At 62.3% G+C, this 21,640-nt stretch carries 12 protein-coding genes and 1 pseudogene; all 13 read left to right on the plus strand.

All coding sequences use genetic code 11. The features are described 5' to 3' along the window. Positions 1 to 28 precede the first annotated feature (28 nt). The 13 genes and pseudogenes from M6E97_RS25170 (at position 29) to M6E97_RS25230 (ending at position 21,606) form a co-directional block, all read left to right on the plus strand. Positions 29 to 244, plus strand: coding sequence for a dodecin (locus tag M6E97_RS25170; protein ID WP_003097345.1), 216 nt, complete (start codon positions 29 to 31; stop codon positions 242 to 244). A gap of 183 nt (positions 245 to 427) precedes the next feature. Continuing rightward, positions 428 to 655, plus strand: a complete 228-nt coding sequence (locus tag M6E97_RS25175) for a DUF1161 domain-containing protein (RefSeq protein ID WP_003097347.1) — start codon at positions 428 to 430, stop codon at positions 653 to 655. A gap of 295 nt (positions 656 to 950) precedes the next feature. Beyond that, positions 951 to 2,639: a two-partner secretion system transporter TpsB2 gene (gene tpsB2 / locus M6E97_RS25180; protein WP_016263998.1), complete on the plus strand. Its 1,689-nt coding sequence runs from the start codon at positions 951 to 953 to the stop codon at positions 2,637 to 2,639. Positions 2,640 to 2,751: 112 nt separating this feature from the next. Next, positions 2,752 to 13,383, plus strand: coding sequence for a two-partner secretion system putative hemagglutinin TpsA2 (gene tpsA2 / locus M6E97_RS25185; RefSeq protein ID WP_267262360.1), 10,632 nt, complete (start codon positions 2,752 to 2,754; stop codon positions 13,381 to 13,383). Next, on the plus strand, positions 13,383 to 13,712 hold the full coding sequence (locus M6E97_RS25190) for a hypothetical protein (RefSeq protein ID WP_049347895.1): 330 nt from the start codon (positions 13,383 to 13,385) through the stop codon (positions 13,710 to 13,712). The genes tpsA2 and M6E97_RS25190 overlap by 1 nt, the downstream gene beginning before the upstream one ends. A 424-nt stretch (positions 13,713 to 14,136) precedes the next feature. Further along, positions 14,137 to 14,379, plus strand: a complete 243-nt coding sequence (locus tag M6E97_RS25195) for a CPCC family cysteine-rich protein (RefSeq protein WP_071533946.1) — start codon at positions 14,137 to 14,139, stop codon at positions 14,377 to 14,379. A gap of 181 nt (positions 14,380 to 14,560) precedes the next feature. Then, entirely contained in the window at positions 14,561 to 15,253 is a 693-nt protein-coding gene (locus M6E97_RS25200) for a transposase (RefSeq protein WP_023094285.1), read from the plus strand. Positions 15,254 to 15,318: 65 nt separating this feature from the next. Further along, positions 15,319 to 15,672: an EndoU domain-containing protein gene (locus M6E97_RS25205; RefSeq protein WP_071534145.1), complete on the plus strand. Its 354-nt coding sequence runs from the start codon at positions 15,319 to 15,321 to the stop codon at positions 15,670 to 15,672. 13 nt (positions 15,673 to 15,685) lie between these two features. Beyond that, the gene (locus M6E97_RS25210) at positions 15,686 to 16,039 is read left to right on the plus strand and encodes a hypothetical protein (RefSeq protein ID WP_223677471.1); all 354 of its coding nucleotides are present in this window, start codon (positions 15,686 to 15,688) and stop codon (positions 16,037 to 16,039) included. Positions 16,040 to 16,280: 241 nt separating this feature from the next. Further along, positions 16,281 to 18,590, plus strand: a pseudogene (locus tag M6E97_RS25215) (DUF637 domain-containing protein); the annotation flags it as partial. Between the two features lie 1,004 nt (positions 18,591 to 19,594). Further along, positions 19,595 to 19,912 carry a hypothetical protein gene (locus M6E97_RS25220; RefSeq protein WP_019485604.1) on the plus strand — a complete coding sequence of 106 codons (318 nt, stop codon included), beginning with the start codon at positions 19,595 to 19,597 and terminating at the stop codon, positions 19,910 to 19,912. A 230-nt stretch (positions 19,913 to 20,142) separates the two neighbouring features. Next, the gene (locus M6E97_RS25225; RefSeq protein ID WP_003114586.1) at positions 20,143 to 20,844 is read left to right on the plus strand and encodes a transposase; all 702 of its coding nucleotides are present in this window, start codon (positions 20,143 to 20,145) and stop codon (positions 20,842 to 20,844) included. A gap of 249 nt (positions 20,845 to 21,093) precedes the next feature. Then, complete coding sequence (locus tag M6E97_RS25230; protein WP_071534148.1) at positions 21,094 to 21,606, plus strand: hypothetical protein; 513 nt, start codon at positions 21,094 to 21,096, stop codon at positions 21,604 to 21,606. Positions 21,607 to 21,640 lie beyond the last annotated feature (34 nt).

Below are 21,640 nucleotides of genomic sequence, written 5' to 3' on the forward strand. Positions count from 1 at the left end.
AACCAGGCATCGTCCGGGGAGAGAGTTCATGTCCAATCACCACACCTACAAGAAGATCGAACTGGTCGGCTCGTCCAAGACCAGCATCGAGGACGCCATCAACAACGCCCTCGCCGAAGCGGCGAAGAGCATCCAGCATCTGGAATGGTTCGAGGTGGTGGATACCCGCGGGCACATCGAGAACGGCGCCGTCGGCCATTACCAGGTGACCCTGAAAGTAGGGTTCCGTATCGCCAATAGCTGATGGCACCCTGGAAACCTGTCCACGATCGCCAGCGCCCTGGGAAGGCCACCGCGTCTTTCCGCTTCGCCGGATCATGCACAGGCTATGAGGGCGGCGTGCCTCCATGGGCGGCGCGCTCGTCTCAACCTTGCCGCATTTGGCAAGCCTGACCCGTTCGGGTCTTCATCCATGCAACGAGGGAATGTGTTCATGAAGAAGTTGATGTTGGCAGTCGGCCTGTTTGCCGTGGCGGGCAGCGCATTCGCCGCCAAGCCCTGTGAGGAACTGAAAGCCGAGATCGATGCGAAGATCAAGGCCAACGGCGTTCCTGCCTACACCCTGGAAATCGTCGACAAGGGCAGCGTCACCGACAAGAAGGTAGTCGGCACCTGCGACGGCGGCACCAAGGAAATCGTCTACCAGCGCGGCTGATGCAGCGCCTGCGACGAGCAGTATCCGGGGCCGGCTTTCCCATGGGAGCCGGCCCTTTCTTTTTGCCGCGATGAGTACCCTACCAACGATGGGTCTTGTTGCAGTTCGTCGAGAAAGCGTGCCATCTAACGGATTAATCCAAAAGTCTGTGTTAGGTTTTTCGGCGCGCCCAGATGGCCTTGTGCCTTACTCCCGGATTGTCCGACTCATGGAAGACGGATTTCGGAATATTCCTGCTTACCCGCTGTAGCCGCTGGGCCAGTATCGCGCCTCTCTGAATTCAAGGAATGAACTCGTGGCTCTCCATCGCCTGGCCTTTATCTTCCTGTGCCTGCCGCTCATGGCTAGCGCCGCCCCCTTCACCTCCCCCGGCGACCGCGACCTGATCCGCGACCGCCAGCAGCGCCTGCTGGACGAACAGCGCAAGCGCCTGGAGGAACTCCAGCAACTGCCCGGCAAGGGAGCGCCCGCCGCTGCGGATGCCTCCGGCGACGACGAGCGCTGCTTCGAGATCCGCCGCATCGAGCTGGAAGGCGCCGGGCACCTCGGCGAAAGCGCGCGTCGCCAACTGCTGGCTCCCTACCAGGGGCGCTGCCTGGGCGTCGGCCAGCTCAATGCGTTGCTCAAGGCCGTCACCGACCATTACCTGGATCGCGGCTACGTCACCACCCGCGCCTACCTGCCACAGCAGGACCTGGCCTCCGGGACCCTGCGCATCATCGTCGTCGAAGGCCGCCTGGAGGGCCTGGACAGCTCCGCGCTGGCCAGCCCGCGCGAACTGGCGATGAGCTTTCCGGGCAGGACCGGCGAGTTGCTCGACCTGCGCGAACTGGAGCAACTGGTCGACCAGTTGAGCCGCCTGCCGTCGCGCCAGGCGCAACTGGAGCTGGTGCCCGGCAGCGAGGTCGGCGGCAGCCGGGTGCGTCTCAAGGGCGAGCGCGACAAGCCCTGGCGGGTCTCCGCCACGCGCAACAACGACGGCGACGTCAGCACCGGCGAGCAGCAGATGGGCCTGGGCCTGGACTGGGACAGCCCGCTGGGCCTGGCCGACCAGCTCAACCTGCGCGCCAACCGCGACGCGGTGACCGACCGCTGGCGCCATTCCGACAGCCAGAGCCTGTTCTACAGCCTGCCCTGGGGCTGGTGGACCTTCACCTACGGCTACAGCCAGAGCGACTACCGCACGCGCAACGAGGCCAGCGGCTTCCCCTTCAAGCTCGATGGCGACAGCCGCAGCCACCAGTTCCGCGCCGAACGCGTGCTGCACCGCGACGGTGTGAGCAAGACCGCCATGAGCCTGGGGCTCAGCCACCAGCGCACCAACAACTATGTCGAAGACACCCGCCTGGAAGACCAGAGCACGCGGATCACCGAGACCCAGCTCGGCTTCAACCATGGCCGGCGGATCGGCAGTGGCTTCGTCAACCTCGACCTCGGCTGGCAGCAGGGCATCGGCGCCCTTGGCGCGCAGGGTCGCGGCCACCCGCAGGCGGGCGATCCGAATGCGCGCTACGACAAGTACAGCCTGACCCTCAGCTACCTGCAGCCGTTCCAGCTATGGGGCGAGCGCTTCAGCTTCGACAGCCTGGCCACCGGGCAAAGGAGCGAGGACGTGCTGTTCAGCCCGCAGCGCATCAGCCTCGGCGGCAACAGCTCGGTGCGCGGCTTCAAGGACCAGACCCTGACCGGCGACAGCGGCGGCTACTGGCGCAACCAGTTGCGCTGGCGGCGTGCGGTGGAATGGGCGCCGCTGCGGCCCTGGCTGCAGGAATACGGCGTGGCCTTCGCCTACGACGTCGGCGTGATCCGCCACGACCGCTACAACGACGGCGCCAGCGGGCGCATGAGCGGCAACGCCATCGAACTGGATGCCCGCGGCCGCTATTTCGCCGCCAGCGTCGGCTTCGCCCGCTCGCTGGAGCGGCCCAGCGCCATCGAGCGGCGCGAGCACCCGATCTATTTCCGGGTCGACGCGTTCTTCTGAAGACGCGGCGACCTCCTGAACGCTTTAGGAAAGCGCCTACCTGCATCGAGGCCCTTTCCTTGGAAAACCTTGCTTAACCTCGCCGGGCCCCTACCCGCCAAGGAGTAACGATATGGACATCCGCAGCCCGCTGAACCAGTGCATCGCCCTGTCCCTGGCCGGCATCCTGTTCCTCAACCCGATCGTCGCCGCGGCGGCGGGGCTGGCGCTGGACAAGGCCGCCGGCGGCAACACCGGCCTGGGCCAGGCGGGCAACGGCGTGCCCGTCGTCAATATCGCCACGCCCAACGGCGCCGGGCTGTCGAACAACCATTTCCGCGACTACAACGTCGGCGCCAACGGGCTGATCCTCAACAACGCTACCGGCAAGACCCAGGGTACCCAGCTCGGCGGGATCATCCTCGGCAACCCCAACCTCAAGGGCCAGGCGGCGCAGGTGATCCTCAACCAGGTCACCGGCGGCAACCGCAGCACCCTGGCCGGCTACACCGAGGTGGCCGGGCAGTCGGCGCGGGTGATCGTCGCCAACCCGCACGGCATCACCTGCCAGGGCTGCGGCTTCATCAACACGCCGCGCGCGACCCTCACCACCGGCAAGCCGATCATGGACGGCCAGCGCCTGGAGCGCTTCCAGGTGGATGGCGGCGACATCGTCGTCGAAGGCGCCGAACTGAACGTCGGCAACCTCGAACAGTTCGACCTGATCACCCGCAGCGCCAAGCTCAACGCCAAGCTCTACGCGAAGAACCTCAACATCGTCACCGGCCGCAACGACGTCCAGGCCGACAGCCTGCAGGCCACGCCGCGCGCCGCCGATGGCAGCGAGAAGCCGCAGCTGGCGATCGACAGCTCGGCGCTGGGCGGGATGTACGCCGGGGCGATCCGCCTGGTCGGCACCGAGCAGGGCGTGGGGGTGAAGCTGGCCGGCGACATGGCCGCCAGCGGCGGCGACATCCGCATCGACGCCAGCGGCAAGCTGAGCCTGGCCCAGGCCTCCAGCCAGGGTGACCTGAAGATCGCGGCCCAGGCCGTGGAGCTGAACGGCAAGACCTACGCCGGCGGCAGCGCCGAGATTCGCAGCGCGGAGGAACTGGTCAACCGGCAGAGCCTGGCGGCGCGCGAACGCATCGCGCTGGAGGCGGCGCATATCGACAACGCCGGGGTGATCGAAGCCGGCGTCGAGCCAGACGAGCGACGCAACGCGCGCGGCGACCTCGAGCTGCGCAGCGGCACCCTGCGCAACGCCGGCAGCCTGGTGGCCAGCCGCGCGCTGGAAGCGAAGGCGAGCCTGGCACTGGACAACCAGGGCGGCAGCCTGAAGGGGGCGACCGTCCGGGTCGACGCCGGGCACCTGGACAACCGTGGCGGCAAGCTGCTCGCCGAGGGCGAACTGCGGGTCGAGGCGAGCAGCCTGGACAACCGCCAGGACGGCCTGTTGCAGAGCCGGGACCGCGCCGTGGTCAAGACCCGTGGCGATCTCGACAACCGTGGCGGCCAGGTGATCGGCCTGAACGACCTGGAGGTCGGCGCGGCGACGCTCGACAACGGCCAGCAAGGCCTGCTCGGCAGCCAGCAGTCCACCCGCGTCAGCGCCCAGGCGCTGGTCAACCGGGGGGACGGCGAAGTCTCCGGCAAGCGCGTCGAGGCCCGCGTCGGCAGCCTCGACAATCGCGGCGGCAAGCTGATCGGCGACGACCTGCTGGTGGTCGCCAGCGGTGCCATCGACAACCGCCTCGGCTTGTTCTCCGCAGCCAACCGCCTCGACCTGCGGGCGCGCAGCCTGGACAACAGCGGCAAGGGCACGCTGAGCAGCCGGGGCGGCCTGGAGGTCAGCCTCGGCGGCCTGCTGGACAACCGCGATGAAGGCAACCTGCTCAGCCAGGGCGCGCAGCGCGTGACGGTGGGGCAACTGGACAACCGCGCCGGCGGCCTGCTGTCGAGCCGCAGCGAGTTGAACGTCCACGGCGCCAGCCTGGACAACCGTGGCGGCGTGCTGGTGGCCGACGCCGGCCTGAGCGCCACGGGAGGCGCCTTCGACAACCGCGACGGCGGCAGCGCCAGCGGCAAGGCTGGCGTGCGCGTGGAGGTCGCCAGCCTGCGCAACGACCAGGGTGGCAAGCTGCTCAGCGATGGCCGCCTGGACCTCGCAGCGAACGCCGTCGGCAACGCCGGAGGGCGTATCGCCGCCAAGGGCGACCTGCAGGCGACGCTTGGCAGCCTGGCCCAGCAAGGTGGCGAACTGGTCAGCGAAAAGACCCTGAAGGTCGCGGCCGACACGCTCGACAACAGCCAGTCCGGGCTGATCGCCGCGAATGGCGGCATCGCTATCGAGGCGCGGCAGGTCGACAACCGCGCCGGCGAGATTTCCAGCACCTCGAAGGTCGCCGTGAACGCCCGCGAGCAACTGGACAACCGCGGCGGCAAGGTCATCGGCGACAGCGGCCTGCGCCTCACCGTGCAGCGCCTGCTGAACCAGGCCAAGGGGGTGCTGGCCGGGCGCGACGGCCTGAGCCTGGACGGCGGCGAACTGTTCAACGGCGACGGCGGTCGGCTCGACAGCCAGAACAGCCTGAGCGTGAGCCTCGGCGGCGTGCTGCACAACCAGGGCGGCGCGCTGGTCAGCGAAGGCAGCCTGACGGCGCGCGCCGCGCGCCTGGACAACCGTGGCGGGACCTTCTCCAGCGCCGGTGCGCTGGCGCTGACCAGCCAGGCCGCGCTGGACAACCAGGGCGGCAGGCTGCTCAGCGATGCCGGCGTGACGCTGAAGGGCGCCAGCCTCGACAACAGCCGTTCCGGCGTGATCAGCGCCAAGGGTGCGGTGGATATCCGCACCGGCGTGCTGGACAACAGCCGCAACGGCGGCATCGGCAGCAACGCCGGCATCACCCTGGTGGCCGCCCGGCTGGACAACGGCCAGCAGGGCCGGATCAGCGCCAAGGGCCTGCTCGACGCCAACCTGAAAGGCCTCGACCAGCGCGGAGGCGGCGTTCTGGTCAGCGAAACCGGCGTCACCCTCGACCTCAATGGCGGCACGCTGGTCAACCGCGACGGCGGCCTGATCGCCACGCCCGGCGCGCTGCTGCTGCGCCAGCTCGGCGCGGTGGACAACGGCGCCGGCGGGGAAATCTCCAGCGACCGCGCCTTCACCCTCGCCGCCGCCAGCCTGGACAACCGCGGCGGGCGCCTGATCGGCGCCGACAGCCTGACCCTGCGCATCGCCCAGGCCCTGGACAACAGCCTGGCCGGGGTGATCTCCGGCGCCGCCGGCCTGGACATCGCGGCCGCTCGCCTGGACAACAGCGCCAAGGGCACCCTGGCCAGCCGCGCCGGCATCGACCTGCGCGTCGATGGCGCGCTGGACAACCACGCCGAAGGCACCGTCTCCGGCGCCCGCCTGACGCTCGCCAGCGCCTCGCTGGACAACAGCGGCAAGGGCCTGCTCTCTGGCAACGCCGGCCTGAGCGTCGTCACTGGTGCGCTGGACAACGCCGAGGGTGGCCAACTGATCAGCCAGGGCGTGCTGGACGTCAGCAGCGCCGACCTCGACAACCGTGGCGGCGCCCTCAGTGGCAAGCAGTCGCTGCGCCTGAGCGCCGCCAACCTGGACAACCGTGGCGGCCTGCTCACCAGCGACGGCGAACTGGAACTGACGGCAGGGCGCGTCGATTCCGCCGACGGCGGCGAAATCTCCGCCCGGGGCGACCTGCGCCTGACGGTCGAGCGCCTGGTGCAACGCCAGGGCCGGCTGGTCGGCGAGCGCGGCGTCAGTCTCGACCTGCGGGGTGGCGACCTGGACAACCAGGGCGGCCTGATCAGTGCCCGCGGCCCGCTGAGCATCGAGCGGCTGAACGTCCTCGACAACCGCCAGGGCGGCGAGATTTCCAGCCAGCAGGGCTTCGAGCTGCTGGCCAGGCGCATCGACAACGGCCAGCAGGGGCGCATCATCAGCGCCGGGAAACTGCGCCTGGACGCCGACGCGCTGGGCAACGCCGGCGCCGGCCTGCTCTCCGGATGGCAGGGCCTGACGGTGACAGGCGGGAGCCTGGACAACAGCGCCGGCGGCACCCTTTCGAGCAAGGACGGCGAGCTGGCCATCAGCCTCGGCGGCGCGTTGGACAACCACGGCCAGGGCGCCCTGGTCAGCAAGGGCGCGCAACGGATCGACGCCGCCAGCCTGGATAACGCCCAGGGCATCGTCTCCGGCGAAAGCGACGTGACCCTGAGCATCGCCGGGAAGCTGGACAACGGCCAGGGCGGCCTGGTCTCGGCGCAGCGCGCGCTGAGCTTCGAGCGCGACGATACGCTGCTGAACAACGCCGGCGGCCGGATCAACGGCGGCAGCCTGCTGCTCAAGGGCGCCAGCCTGGATAACAGCGACGGCCAGTTGATCAGCCAGGGCCGGCTCGACGCCATCCTCGGCGGCGCCCTGGTCAACACCGGCGCGGCGCGCCTGGCCAGCGGCGGCGACCTGCTGCTGCGCAGCGCCAGCGTCGACAACCGCGGCGGCAAGCTGGTCAGCCAGGGGCTGCTGGAGATCAGCGCCGGCAGCCTCGACAACAGCGCCTCCGGCACCCTCGCCAGCCAGGCCGACATGAGCCTGCGCCTGGGCGGCGGCGCCCTGCGCAACCAGCAGGACGGCCTGATCTTCAGCCAGGCCGGCGCCCTCGAGGTGCAGGCCGGCAGCCTGGACAACCGCCAGGGCACGCTCCAGGCCCAGGGTGACAACCGGCTGCGTATCGGCGGCGCGCTGGACAACCAGGGCGGCCGCCTGGACAGCCGGGCCGGCAACCTCGACCTGCAGAGCGGCAGCCTCGACAACGGCGCCGGCGGCGTGCTCAACAGCGCCAAGGGTTGGCTGAAGCTGGTCACCGGGCTGTTCGACAACAGCGCCGGCGTCACCCAGGCGCAGTCGCTGGAGATTCGCGCCGGGCAAGGCGTACGCAACCAGCAGGGCCATCTCTCGGCGCTGGGCGGCGACAACCGCATCGTCACCGCCGACTTCGACAACCAGGGCGGCGGCCTCTACGCCAGCGGCCTGCTCAGCCTCGACGGCCAGCGCTTCCTCAATCAGGGCGCGGCGGCGGGCCAGGGCGGCAAGGTCGGCGCCGGGCGCATCGACTTCAGCCTGGCCGGCGCGCTGGCCAACCGCTTCGGCCAGTTGGAAAGCGAAAGCGAGCTGCACCTGCGCGCCGCCGCGATCGACAACAGCGGCGGCAGCCTGCGCGCCCTCGGCCGCAGCGGCAGCACGCGGCTGGTCGCTGGCGACCTGAACAACGCCTACGGCGTGCTGGAAAGCGCCAACCAGGACCTCGACCTGCAACTGGGCAGCCTGGCCAACGCCGGCGGGCGCATCCTCCACACCGGCAACGGCACCTTCGGCCTGGATTCCGGGCAGGTGATCCGCGCCGGCGGCGAACTGACCACCAATGGCCTGCTGGACATCCGCGCCAGCGAATGGACCAACAGCAGCGTGCTGCAAGCCGGACGCCTGAACCTGGACATCGGCACCTTCCGCCAGACGGCCGAGGGCAAGCTGCTGGCGGTGCAGTCCTTCACTGGCCGCGGCGGCGACTGGAGCAACGACGGCCTGCTGGCCAGCGACGGCAGCTTCCGCCTCGACCTGAGCGGCGGCTACCGTGGCAACGGCCGCGCCACCAGCCTCGGCGACTTCGCCCTGAACGCCGCCAGCCTCGACCTCGGCAACGCCGCCAGCCTCGCCGGCGGCGCCAATGTCACGCTCGGCGCCGGCAACCTGCTGGTCAACCGTGGGCGGATCACCGCCGCCGGCGACCTCGTGGCCAGCGCCGCGAGCCTGAACAACTACGGCACCCTGGGCGGCGGCGGCAACCTGCGATTGAACGCGCCCGCCCTGCTCAACGAGCGCGGGTTGCTGTTCAGTGGCGCCGACATGACCCTGCGCGCCGGCGACATCACCAACCTCTACGGGGATGTGTACAGCCTCGGCAGGCTGGATATCGCCCGCGACGATGCCGGCAACCGTGCCGCCAGCCTGCGCAACCTTTCCGGGGTGATCGAGAGCGGCAAGGACTTCAGCCTGCGTGCCAGCCTGATCGAGAACCGTCGCGCCGTGCTGGAAAGCAAGTCGGGCCTGTACACCGCGAAGATGGAGCAGACCGCCTGCATCGAAGGCGTCAACGCGGGCGACTGCAGCGGCAAGCGCAACGCCATCTGGACCATCACCCAGCGCGACAAGACCGAGGTCACCGCCAGCAGCGCCATGGGGCAACTGCTGGCCGGAGGCGACTTCGCCATCGACGGCGGCACCCTGAACAACCTTTCCAGTCTGATCGGCAGCGGCGGCAACCTCACCGCCAACCTCGAAGTCCTCGACAACCAGGGCCTGGAAACCGGCGAGCTGGAAACCATCCGCGTGCTGCGTACCGCTCGCGGCGGCGATATCGGCGGCATCGACCAGAAGTCGCGCAACTTCACCAACCTCTACTGGTACCAGAGCGCCAACTTCGACCCGGCGCGCGCGGGCGAGATCCCCGCCGCGCTCAACGCGATCCTCAGCGACTGGTCCTTCGAGTACGAATTCCCGAGCAAGGGGCCGACCCCGATCAGCAGTGGCGACCAGTCCTACGCAGCGGTGATCCAGGCCGCCGGCGACGTCACGGTCAATGCCAGCACGCGCATCGACAACGGCGTCACCCGCCCCGGCTACACCTTCGTCGGCAGCGGCCGCCAGGTGGGCGACAGCGCGGTGGGCGGCAGCGGGGTTTCGGTGGTCGTGCCGCTGACCTCGCAACTGCCGCCCGACCTGGCGCGGCGCCAGGTCAACCCGGTCACCCTGCCCGGCTTCAGCCTGCCCCAGGGCGACAACGGCCTGTTCCGTCTCAGCTCGCGCTTCGCCGAGGACGGCAATGGCAGCGCCGCGCTCGGCGCCGGCGCCGACCGCACCCAGGGCGGCAGCGGCGTCTCGGTCGGCCAGCAAGGCGCCGGCAACGTCGCCGGTACCTGGCAGGGCCAGGGCGTGCGAGTCGACGGCCTGGCTGGCGCGGCCAACGTCCAGGGTCAGGGCGGCAGCACGCTCGGCGGTAGCCTGCCGGGCGTCGCCCGGGTCCAGGGCGTGCCCGGCAACGCCACGCCGAGCGCCAGCCACAAGTACCTGATCGAGACCAACCCGGCGCTCACCGAGCTGAAGCAGTTCCTCAACTCGGACTACTTGCTCAGCGGCCTGGGCATGAACCCGGACGATAGCAAGAAGCGTCTCGGCGACGGTCTCTACGAGCAGCGGCTGATCCGCGACGCGGTGGTGGCGCGCACCGGCCAGCGCTACATCGACGGGCTGAGCAGCGACGAGGCACTGTTCCGCTACCTGATGGACAACGCCATCGCTTACAAGGACAAGCTCCAGCTGCAACTGGGCGTAGGTTTGAGCGCGGAGCAGATGGCGGCGCTGACCCACGACATCGTCTGGCTGGAAGAGGTCGAGGTGAACGGCGAGAAGGTCCTCGCGCCGGTGGTCTACCTGGCCCAGGCGGAGGGTCGGCTGGCACCCAACGGTGCGCTGATCCAGGGCCGCGACGTGAAGCTGGTGAGCGGCGGCGACCTGCATAATGTCGGCACCCTGCGCGCGCGGAACGACCTCTCGGCGACAGCCGACAACCTCGACAACAGCGGCCTGATCGAGGCCGGCAAGCGCCTCGACCTGCTCGCCGGCGACTCGATCCGCAACCGCCAGGGCGGGGTCATCGCTGGGCGCGACGTGAGCCTCACCGCGCTGACCGGCGACGTGATCAACGAACGCAGCGTGACCCGCTACGACAGCGCGCTCGACGGCCGCACCTGGGAGCGCAGCTTCGCCGACAGCGCCGCGCGGGTGGAGGCGGCGAACAGCCTGAACGTCCAGGCCGGACGCGACATCGCCAACCTCGGCGGGGTGCTGCAGAGCCGCGGCGACCTCAGCCTCGACGCCGGACGCGACGTCACCGTCGCCGCCGTCGAGGACCGCCAGGGCCAGACCCGCTGGAACACGTCGCGGCTACAGAGCGTGACCCAGCTCGGCGCCGAAGTCAGTGCCGGGCGGGACCTGAACGTCAGCGCCGGGCGCGACCTCAGCGCAGTGGCCAGCGCCCTCGAAGCGCGCCGCGACATCGCCCTCTCCGCCGGGCGCGACGTGACCCTGGCGGCGGCGGCGAACGAGGAGCATGCCTACAGCAAGACCAGGAAGGTCACCTACCAGGAAGACAAGGTCGCCCAGCAAGGCACCCGCGTGGATGCCGGGGGCGACCTGGCGATCAATGCCGGACAGGACCTGCGCCTGATCGCGAGCCAGGCCAGCGCCGGCGACGAGGCCTACCTGGTGGCCGGCGACAAGCTGGAACTGCTGGCCGCCAACGACAGCAACTACTACCTGTACGACAAGAAGAAGAAAGGCGACTTCGGCCGCAAGGAAACCCGGCGCGACGAAGTCACCGACGTCAAGGCGGTGGGCAGCCAGATCAGCAGCGGCGGCGACCTCACTCTGCTCAGCGGCGGCGACCAGACCTACCAGGGCGCGAAGCTGGAATCGGGCAACGACCTGGCCATCGTCAGCGGCGGCGCGGTGACCTTCGAGGCGGTGAAGGACCTGCACCAGGAAAGCCACGAGAAGAGCAAGGGCGACCTGGCGTGGCAGTCGTCGAAGGGCAAGGGCCAGACCGACGAAACCGTGCGCCAGAGCCAGATCGTGGCCCAGGGGAATCTGGCGATCAAGGCCGTGGAAGGGCTGAAGATCGACCTCAAGCATATCGACCAGAAGACCGTGAGCCAGACCATCGACGCGATGGTGCAGGCGGATCCGCAACTGGCGTGGCTGAAGGAGGCCGAGCAGCGCGGGGATGTGGACTGGCGCATGGTGCAGGAGGTGCACGATAGCTGGAAGTACAGCAACTCGGGGTTGGGGGCTGCGCCGTCACTGGCCATTGCCATCGTTGCGGCTGCTTACCTCGGCCCGGTGTATGGCCCTATGGCCAGCAATCTTGCCGTTGGCACCATCAATAACGGTGGCGACCTTGGCAAAGGGCTGCAACACGCCACCAGCTCCAGTGCTCTCAAGAGCTACGCCATCGCGGCGGCCACGGCTTACTTGACCACCGAGTACTTCGACAAGGTGCTGGACACCAAGACCAACGTCGATACCAGCAAGGTCACGGTGGACCTGAGTACCGTCAGCGGTGCCAGTCGCTTCGCCGCCAACCAGGCGATGCAGAACCTCACCAGCACGGCCTTGGGTAAGGCTATGGGACAGGGTGGCAGCTTCGGCGATGCCCTCAAGGACAGTCTCTACAATACCTTTGCTGCCGCCGGCTTCAACGCCATTGGTGACTTCGGCAAGACCCACAAGCTGGAAACCGGAAGCGCGCAAATGGTGGTGATGCATGCGCTGATGGGGGGCTTGGCCGCCCAAGCGCGTGGCGACAGCTTCGCTGCTGGAGCGATTGGTGCAGGACTCAACGAAGCACTGGTGAAGGACCTGGACAAACTGGTCAGCAGCTACTCGCCGGAAAATCGCGAGGCGATGCTGGCCATGGCCTCGCAACTGACGGGGCTGGTCGGGGTAGTCGCGAAGGACCCCGGTGCCAGTTACAAGGAGCTTGAAACGGGGAGTTGGGCGGCGAGGAATTCTGTCCAATACAACTACCTAAACCACGAAGAAAACCAGGAACGCTTCGAGGCCAAGAAGGCATGTAACGGCGGAGACTCAACCGCTTGTGGCCGCGTCGATGAATTAAACCAACTCGACCGGAGTCGCGATCTGGCACTACTTACGGCCTGTTCTTCGGACGGTAGTAGCACGACATGTACAGCGCTGCGTAAAGAGGCTTGGGAATCTGCCCAGAGTTTGAAACAGGCCAGTTGGACTCCAGAAGCACAAGAGCAGTACCGGCAAGCCATGCAGAACCCGCAACTGATGGCATACACCATTGAGGGCGAGCTGCGCAGCATCTACCAGATCAACGACCCGATAACGGCAGCTGATTCCAAGCGGCTGGCCGAGGCGATGGCCAGCTTGGGTTCTGACTTCATCCCAGGTTATGGCGATGGCAAGGCGTTTGTCGAAGCGCAAGACCCCTTCGACTATACGATGGCCGGAATAGGCTTGGTGCCGGGCATTGGGGATGGCGCTGCGAAGATCCTGGCCAAGGCGAAGGCACTTTACAAGGAAGGTAAAGTATCCGAGGCTGCTGATTTGGTCGAGGGACTGGGTAAGCTGCCGGCTCCGCAAGGGCCAAAAGGAACTGGAACGGCGCTGCGTGAAGTAGAAGTTAGCTCTGGCAGCAAAGGGTCATGGACTAAGGAACTCAACAAACCAGAGCCGAACACGATTTATAAAGTGGACGGGAACAAGACCTATCAGACAGATAGTCTTGGGCGTGTTGAGAAGGTTGAGTCCAACCTCTCGCTGACGAAGAGTGACCGGAATACTTATCAGCAGTGCATTGCTGGTAAATGCGGGGTTAGTGGCGATGAAGGTGGCCATCTGATTGCAAGTATCTTCAATGGGCCAGGTGAGAAGCTGAACCTGCTTCCCATGAATGGGAACTTGAATAAAGGTGCCTGGAAGTCCATGGAGAACACTTGGTCATCTGCGCTCAAGCAAGGGCAGATGGTCAGTGTGAAAATTGAGCCTGTCTATTCTGGCTCATCTGTGCGTCCTGATAGATTTACTGTCAGATACTCTATTGATGGTGGTCGCCCTGTCATTGTCGATTTCAAAAACTCACCGGGTGGTATTTGATGGGCGATCAAGAGTTATATCAGAAAATTGGACAGCTTTTAGTCGATGCTGGCCCAGCGGATGCTAGGGAAATAATAGTTCGGGCGGAGCTTTTCTCAGAGGGCGATGGAGGGAAGTATGAGTTTGACTATGTTGATCAGTCTGGTGAGTTGAACTGGTTTGATCCGGATGGGCGTGCTGTAGGGGATTTGACAGAGTTGCTGGTCCAATTGCGCGATTATTTTTCAGCCAACAATTTGACCGCTGGAGAGGGGGGGTGGTCTGGATGTGTAATTAAATTACACGTTGATGAAATGAAATTTGGTATTGCATTCAACTACGGTAAGTAGTGTTGTTTTCAATAAAAATAGCCCCGGCACTCCCGGGGCTATTGAATCGGCGGCGACGGTGGCAAAACGTTCAGTTCTGGGCGTGACTGCCCTATGATCGGCCTTAGCCATGGTCAGCTCCTTCTTAGCTGCTTGTGGTTAGCGGGCCGTAGGTGTTGACGCACCTACGGCCCGCGTCTTTTTGCACCGAATGAAAGGGACAGATTTATTTTCTCTACTCTAAATTTTCTGAGCATGGAGGCTCCAGCGCAGATGCCGTAAAGGAAATTCGCGATGCCTAGGTAAGGGCGCATGGTTTAGCGAATTATTTGCTTTGAGCGTTTCAGAGTGGGCGCAGTCGCCGAAATTAGAGTAGTAAAAATAAATCTGTCCCCTTTTTTTCAGGACGGCATTAACTATTGGAATAGGCAGTAAGGAGAGCCCAGTGAGATATCCTTGCCCGTGCTGTGGATACTTAACTTTTGATGAGGAGCCGTGCGGAACTTATGAAATATGTCCCGTGTGTTACTGGGAAGATGACATTGCTCAGAATAAAGACCCTGATTATGATGGTGGTGCTAACGGGATAAGTCTGAACAATGCCAAAGAGAACTTTTTTAAATATGGAGCGATAAAGCGGGTATTTTTAAAAAACGTCAGGAAACCTTTGGATGACGAATCACTATGACCATAAGGGGTAAAGGATCCCAAAGGGGGGTAAGCCAAAAAGAAAAGATTTATTTTTACTACTCTAAGTCTAAAAGGCAGGTAGGCTTCCTCCTTTACCATAAAGGGGACAGATTTATTTTCCCTACTCTAATTTTCTAAGCAGGGAGGCTCCAGCGCAGACGCCGTAAGGAGGCTCCGCGATGCCTAGGCAAGGGCGAGTGGTTTTACCGAATTATCCGCTTCACGTGGTCCAGCGGGGACACAATCGGCAAGTGGTATTCGCCGAGGACGAGGACTACCAGCGTTACCTCTCCGATCTACGGGACCTCAAGGATGCCTTTGGTATCAAGGTCTACGCATTTTGCCTGATGACCAACCATGTCCATCTGCTCTTGGCGCCTGGTGATTCGCTGTCTGGCTTGGCGCAACTGATGAAAACGCTGGCGGCGCGCACGACACGATATCGGAATCGCTTGGAGGGCCGTTCCGGAACGTTGTGGGAAAGTCGCTATAAATCGAGTGTCGTACAGAGCGATGCCTACCTGCTGGCGTGTTGCCGGTACATCGAACTGAACCCTGTTCGGGCGCGGATGGTGGACGATGTGGCGGCCTATCCCTGGTCAAGTTATGGGCTGCGGGCGGATTGGTTGAAGGAGCCAAACTGGTTGGATATGGATCCCTGCTTCATTGAGCTAGGTCAGACGGCCGAAGAGCGATATCGGCGATACGTAACGTTCGTGAAAGAGGCGATACCGGCCGAGGAATTGAGGCTAATTCGCGAGGCGGTTCAGCGTGGACAACTGACGGGAAATCAACGGTTCGTGGACGAGATCGAACGGGTAGCCGGGGTGAGAATAGAGCGGCATGGGCAAGGGCGGCCGAGATTAGAGTAGGGAAAATAAATCTGTCCCCTTTTTTTCGTCCCCTTTTTTTCACGATTGACTTTGATGGCCACATTATTCGAGCGGAAGTAAAACCAAACGGAAATGTGGTGGGCGGGCACTCAACTGTTACGGGAGATGTACGCGTTATTCCTGGAACCGAGTCGGTGCCGAACGCTCAAGGTGTGTATAGCGCTAAAATTGAAGTGGCAGACCCAGCAAATCCGGGAAGTTACTTGCCAAAGACAAACAATGGCGGAGTATCTACGATGTTTCCAAAATCTTGGACTGCAGATAGGATAAAGGTAGAGGTTGATGCTGCTTTCCAAAATAGGACAGTCACAGGAAATAAGTGGAATGGAACTACGCCAAGTGGCGTAAGGGTCGAAGGTTATCTTAGTCCTAAGACTACGGTTTATCCGAAATTATAGGTGAAAGGGTTAAATGAAGATTAGATATTTTTGGACTGGGGAAGGTGAGAATAAAGAGCCTAGCTGCCAATCTGATGTTTTAAGTGATGATGGCATAGACCTATTAGCATGTTTATTTGTCGATCATGGGGGGCAGAAATATGAAAGCTCCATAGCTTGGTTAGATGAAGGCTTGTCTAGGGTCAATCAGATAAGGCGTGGTGCTATTGAATGTTCTGACTGGAGTCGTGATAGCTGGGGTGTTGAGTTGAGAAATGGAATGGCAAGAATATACTCCTTGTATGATGAGGATTGCTCCGCCGCTATTGCGCTTGATGATTTTGAGAGAGCCTTATTAGGTTGGAAGAGATTTATTCAAGCCGATTGAGTCTCTGTAATGAGATGAAGGAGACAGATTTATTTTTGCTACTCTAAAGCTAAAAGGCAGGTAGGTTTTCCCCGTTCAGTAATTCCTTGCTCTTTAACAATTTACATTTTCGATTTAGAAGAAGAGCACCGTGCAAGACCTCACTGTCGCCACATCCGCAGAGTCCTGAACCCCCGGCCCCGTTATCCCTGGCGGGTCGCTCGCCGGGGCAACGCATGCGTTGCCTGTTTCCGACTCGCCCCACAAGGACCAACTGCACCTGCAACTGGGTGTGGGCCTGAGCGCGGAGCAGATGGCGGCGCTGACCCACGACATCGTGTGGTTGGAAGAGGTCGAGGTGAACGGCGAGAAGGTCCTCGCGCCGGTGGTCTACCTGGCCCAGGCGGAGGGTCGGCTGGCACCCAACGGTGCGCTGATCCAGGGCCGCGACGTGAAGCTGGTGAGCGGCGGCGACCTGCATAACGTCGGCACCCTGCGCGCGCGGAACGACCTCAGCGCGACAGCCGACAACCTCGACAACAGCGGCCTGATCGAGGCCGGCAAGCGCCTCGACCTGCTCGCCGGCGACTCGATCCGCAACCGCCAGGGCGGGGTCATCGCCGGGCGCGACGTGAGCCTCACCGCGCTGACCGGCGACGTGATCAACGAACGCAGCGTGACCCGCTACGACAGCGCGCTCGACGGCCGCACCTGGGAGCGCAGCTTCGCCGACAGCGCCGCGCGGGTGGAGGCGGCGAACAGCCTGAACGTCCAGGCCGGACGCGACATCGCCAACCTCGGCGGGGTGCTGCAGAGCCGCGGCGACCTCAGCCTCGACGCCGGACGCGACGTCACCGTCGCCGCCGTCGAGGACCGCCAGGGCCAGACCCGCTGGAACACGTCGCGGCTACAGAGCGTGACCCAGCTCGGCGCCGAAGTCAGTGCCGGGCGGGACCTGAACGTCAGCGCCGGGCGCGACCTCAGCGCAGTGGCCAGCGCCCTCGAAGCGCGCCGCGACATCGCCCTCTCCGCCGGGCGCGACGTGACCCTGGCGGCGGCGGCGAACGAGGAGCATGCCTACAGCAAGACCAGGAAGGTCACCTACCAGGAAGACAAGGTCGCCCAGCAAGGCACCCGCGTGGATGCCGGGGGCGACCTGGCGATCAATGCCGGACAGGACCTGCGCCTGATCGCGAGCCAGGCCAGCGCCGGCGACGAGGCCTACCTGGTGGCCGGCGACAAGCTGGAACTGCTGGCCGCCAACGACAGCAACTACTACCTGTACGACAAGAAGAAGAAAGGCGACTTCGGCCGCAAGGAAACCCGGCGCGACGAAGTCACCGACGTCAAGGCGGTGGGCAGCCAGATCAGCAGCGGCGGCGACCTCACTCTGCTCAGCGGCGGCGACCAGACCTACCAGGGCGCGAAGCTGGAATCGGGCAACGACCTGGCCATCGTCAGCGGCGGCGCGGTGACCTTCGAGGCGGTGAAGGACCTGCACCAGGAAAGCCACGAGAAGAGCAAGGGCGACCTGGCGTGGCAGTCGTCGAAGGGCAAGGGCCAGACCGACGAAACCGTGCGCCAGAGCCAGATCGTGGCCCAGGGGAATCTGGCGATCAAGGCCGTGGAAGGGCTGAAGATCGACCTCAAGCATATCGACCAGAAGACCGTGAGCCAGACCATCGACGCGATGGTGCAGGCGGATCCGCAACTGGCGTGGCTGAAGGAGGCCGAGCAGCGCGGGGATGTGGACTGGCGCATGGTGCAGGAGGTGCACGATAGCTGGAAGTACAGCAACTCGGGGTTGGGGGCTGCGCCGTCACTGGCCATTGCCATCGTTGCAGCTGCTTACCTCGGCCCGGTGTATGGCGCAATGGCCAGCAACCTCGCCATTGGCACCATCAACAATGGCGGTGACCTTGGCAAGGGGCTGCAACAGGCCACCAGCGCTGACAGTCTGAAAGGGTACGCCATCGCAGCGGCCACGGCTTATCTCGTCAGCCCGCAGTTGGACAAGGCATTCGGCGTATCCAGTGACAACATCAACAAAGTCACCAAAGGATTCAAGCTCAGCACAGTTGAGGGAATCGGTGGATTTGCTGCCTACAGCATTGCCCAAGGCTTTGCTCAATCGGTCATGCAGCAGGCCGCCTATGGCGGCAGCTACATCGACAACCTCGGTAATGCCATGGCAGGTCAGGCGCGCAACCTGGGAATGGCGGTAGGTTTCAATTTCATTGGCGACTCGGTCAAATACCCTGATGGCAGCCCGCCGAAAATCATGGCTCACGCCCTGATGGGAGGTCTGCTGGCCGAAGCCTCCGGCAGTGACTTCAAGACTGGAGCGGCGGCCGCTGGTGCCAACGAGGCCATGATCAACCTCCTTGGGAAAATGGTAGGTGGCGATCAAAACCTCGAACTGATGGCCTCGCAACTCGTTGGCGTAGCCGCGGCAAGTGCGGTCAATGGCGATGTGAGTCTGGGCGCCGAGATCGCCAAAAGCGGGACGGCGTACAACCGGCAGCTACACCCAGATGAAATCAAATTCGCATCGGATGTGGAGCGCGTCAAACGTTATGCCCAGGAAAATGGGCTGAGCGAGGACACCGCCCGCAAAGAGCTTCTCAGCACGGCCGCCATGATGGTGGACAATGGCTGGAACCAGGCCTTGGCCGGCACAGACATCAACGCTGCCCGGGCTGCTCAGTATCTGCGTACGGAGCTGGGCACAGGCCCGGACAGCAATCTCTTCCAGGTGACCCAGGCTGACTACTACAACGAGCGGGTGGGGCTGACGGCGCTATTCAAGAACAAGGAGGCCCTGACCAGCGTTCTGGAAAACATAGCCCTAGCGAATCCCGCGAGCTATACGAGGGACCCCGCGAACCGTGCGGAAGTGCTGAATGCCAAAGGTGAAGGTAGCCAAGCGGGCTTTGGGCTGGCACTGGAAGGGATCGTCAGCGCGCCTTCAAAAACTGCCTTGTGGTTGATGGGTGCGCTAACCTGTTCAAGCTGTGCGGAGCGGGATATCCAGAACGCTTGGAACTCGGTTGCCTCGTTACCTGAAGACATCCGTATGAAAGGCTATCTGGATGCCTTGCACACCATGCAAGGCCAGGGTGCCAGCGTGGTGCGGGACAACGCCGCGAGTTCGACTGCATTGGGAGTTGAGGTTGGGCTGGCCATTGATGGAGGGTTGGCAGGGGCAGGCAAGGGCGTCGTTACGGATGGTCCGAAAGGAATACTTACACTGAAAGATTTTCCTGATGTCTCTACCAAGATAAGCCAGAAGCAGCTTCGCCATATTGCTGGAACACAGCAGCTTGAGGCACGGGGAGGCGGTGGTTTCTTAAACAGTGTCTCTGATGCTCAAAAAGTGCTTGATGCCTACCATACCGGCCAAGTGAAAATCCTAGGGAGAAATGCTCAGGGATTCCCAGTAGTCAAGTTTGAGGGCGTTACTGGAACTAACGTTAATCTCGGTGTTGGTATAACTGATCAGGCAACCAATGTATTTATTATCAAGGGCACAAAGAGTCCAAGTATTGTCCCTACAAATCCAAACTGGAGTCCCAAATGAGTAGCCAGCCAACGTTGGAAGAATGGAATTTTCAAGTGTTAATGCTAATTCAAGCGTTGGTAGGTGCGATATCTGCCAATTTTAGAATGATTGCATTGTTATGGGATGGCGATGAGTGGGTATTGAGATTTTATCTTGAAGAGAGCAACGAAGAGGACGTTGAGGAGATTGAGGATGTTGTTTGCCAATATACGGCATATCAGGGCTCTAGTTTGAGATGCAGGTCTGAGTTGATCGTGGGGCGTGAACGCCTTCCGGGGCTTTCGGAGGTGGGTAGGGTTGTATACCGTCGCAGAGAGTCTTTTGATATTTAGTTGGGGCAAAAGGTAGCTCCGGCGCAGAAAGTGCTATCAATCAAGGCAGGCTTAATTCTCAGCTCCTGTCTGAGGAGGTTGCGAATGGCCACGCGTTCCAGAAACATTTAGTCGAACGGCAAGAGTTTGTTGATCTTGCGCCAACAGCATAAAGGGGACAGATTTATTTTCCCTACTCTAATTTTCTAAGCAGGGAGGCTCCAGTGCAGACGCCGTAAGGAGGCTCCGCGATGCCTAGGCAAGGGCGAGTGGTTTTACCGAATTATCCGCTTCACGTGGTCCAGCGGGGACACAATCGGCAAGTGGTATTCGCCGAGGACGAGGACTACCAGCGTTACCTCTCCGATCTACGGGACCTCAAGGATGCCTTTGGTATCAAGGTCTACGCATTTTGCCTGATGACCAACCATGTCCATCTGCTCTTGGCGCCTGGTGATTCGCTGTCTGGCTTGGCGCAACTGATGAAAACGCTGGCGGCGCGCACGACACGATATCGGAATCGCTTGGAGGGCCGTTCCGGAACGTTGTGGGAAAGTCGCTATAAATCGAGTGTCGTACAGAGCGATGCCTACCTGCTGGCGTGTTGCCGGTACATCGAACTGAACCCTGTTCGGGCGCGGATGGTGGACGATGTGGCGGCCTATCCCTGGTCAAGTTATGGGCTGCGGGCGGATTGGTTGAAGGAGCCAAACTGGTTGGATATGGATCCCTGCTTCATTGAGCTAGGTCAGACGGCCGAAGAGAGATATCGGCGATACGTAACGTTCATGAAAGAGGCGATACCGGCCGAGGAATTGAGGCTGATTCGCGAGGCGGTTCAGCGTGGACAACTGACGGGCAATCAACGGTTCGTGGACGAGATCGAGCGGGTAGCCGGGGTGAGAATAGAGCGGCGTGGGCAAGGGCGGCCGAGATTAGAGCAGGGAAAATAAATCTGTCCCCTTTTTTCTGTGTTCACTATCACTCCGAGTGAACTGAAGGATGTACTTCAGAGCAGCCCTGTTGTTAAGTCACCAGTTATGGCATTGCCTGATGGGCAATTCGTGAGGACCGTTGATGTAGGTAAAGTAATTGGCACTACCAATTTAAAGGATGGAGGAGTGCCCACCTCGGTATTAAAAATATTTACTGACAGAGCTGGTAATTTGATCACAACCTTCCCAATCAAGGCGGTGGATTAATTGAGCTATCTTCCAATACGTGTATGGACTGACTTTCAATCAGCTGTAAGACTGCTGAGCGCTGAGGCTTCTCCAAAAGAAGTTCTTGATTTAATTCTAAATTGGATAAAAAGGAATAGAAAATTTTTCCTGTCTGGCTCATTTGCTGTTTATGGGTTTGAGGAGTTCCTGGGTCTAAGTGGAGAGGAGATGCCTGTTAACTTTTCAAATTTTTCATCATCCGAGTTAGAGAATTTTAAGAAATTTACTTTCAAATATCAGGCTAAGGATGTGGACTATATTGCGCAATTTTTAAGAGATGTTATTGAGGCTTTGATAACTGTAGAGGTTGATAAAAAATGTCCTAATTGTAATTCTGAAGGGATGCATGTCTTTATAGGGAAGTATAATAACCTAGTGGCTTATCAATGCAATGTGTGTGGGCACTCGCAATACTCGGACGGCTCAAAAGTAGAAGTCGGCGGTTTGGAGTTTATAACGGAGAGAAAGCTTCGAGATCTAAAGTTAATTTAAAATTTCATAAGCATAAAGGGGACAGATTTATTTT

It is taken from the genome of Pseudomonas sp. B111 (assembly GCF_026428275.1).
GTDB classification, from domain to species: Bacteria; Pseudomonadota; Gammaproteobacteria; order Pseudomonadales; family Pseudomonadaceae; genus Pseudomonas; species Pseudomonas aeruginosa.

What these genes read in the sequence shown, in the direction of transcription:
- M6E97_RS25210 (WP_223677471.1), top strand. Translation starts at nt 15,686, where the DNA reads ATGAAGATTAGATATTTTTGGACTGGGGAAGGTGAGAATAAAGAGCCT.
- M6E97_RS25170 (WP_003097345.1), top strand. Translation starts at nt 29, where the DNA reads ATGTCCAATCACCACACCTACAAGAAGATCGAACTGGTCGGCTCGTCC.
- M6E97_RS25190 (WP_049347895.1), top strand. Translation starts at nt 13,383, where the DNA reads ATGGGCGATCAAGAGTTATATCAGAAAATTGGACAGCTTTTAGTCGAT.
- M6E97_RS25200 (WP_023094285.1), top strand. Translation starts at nt 14,561, where the DNA reads ATGCCTAGGCAAGGGCGAGTGGTTTTACCGAATTATCCGCTTCACGTG.
- M6E97_RS25220 (WP_019485604.1), top strand. Translation starts at nt 19,595, where the DNA reads ATGAGTAGCCAGCCAACGTTGGAAGAATGGAATTTTCAAGTGTTAATG.
- M6E97_RS25225 (WP_003114586.1), top strand. Translation starts at nt 20,143, where the DNA reads ATGCCTAGGCAAGGGCGAGTGGTTTTACCGAATTATCCGCTTCACGTG.
- tpsA2 (WP_267262360.1), top strand. Translation starts at nt 2,752, where the DNA reads ATGGACATCCGCAGCCCGCTGAACCAGTGCATCGCCCTGTCCCTGGCC.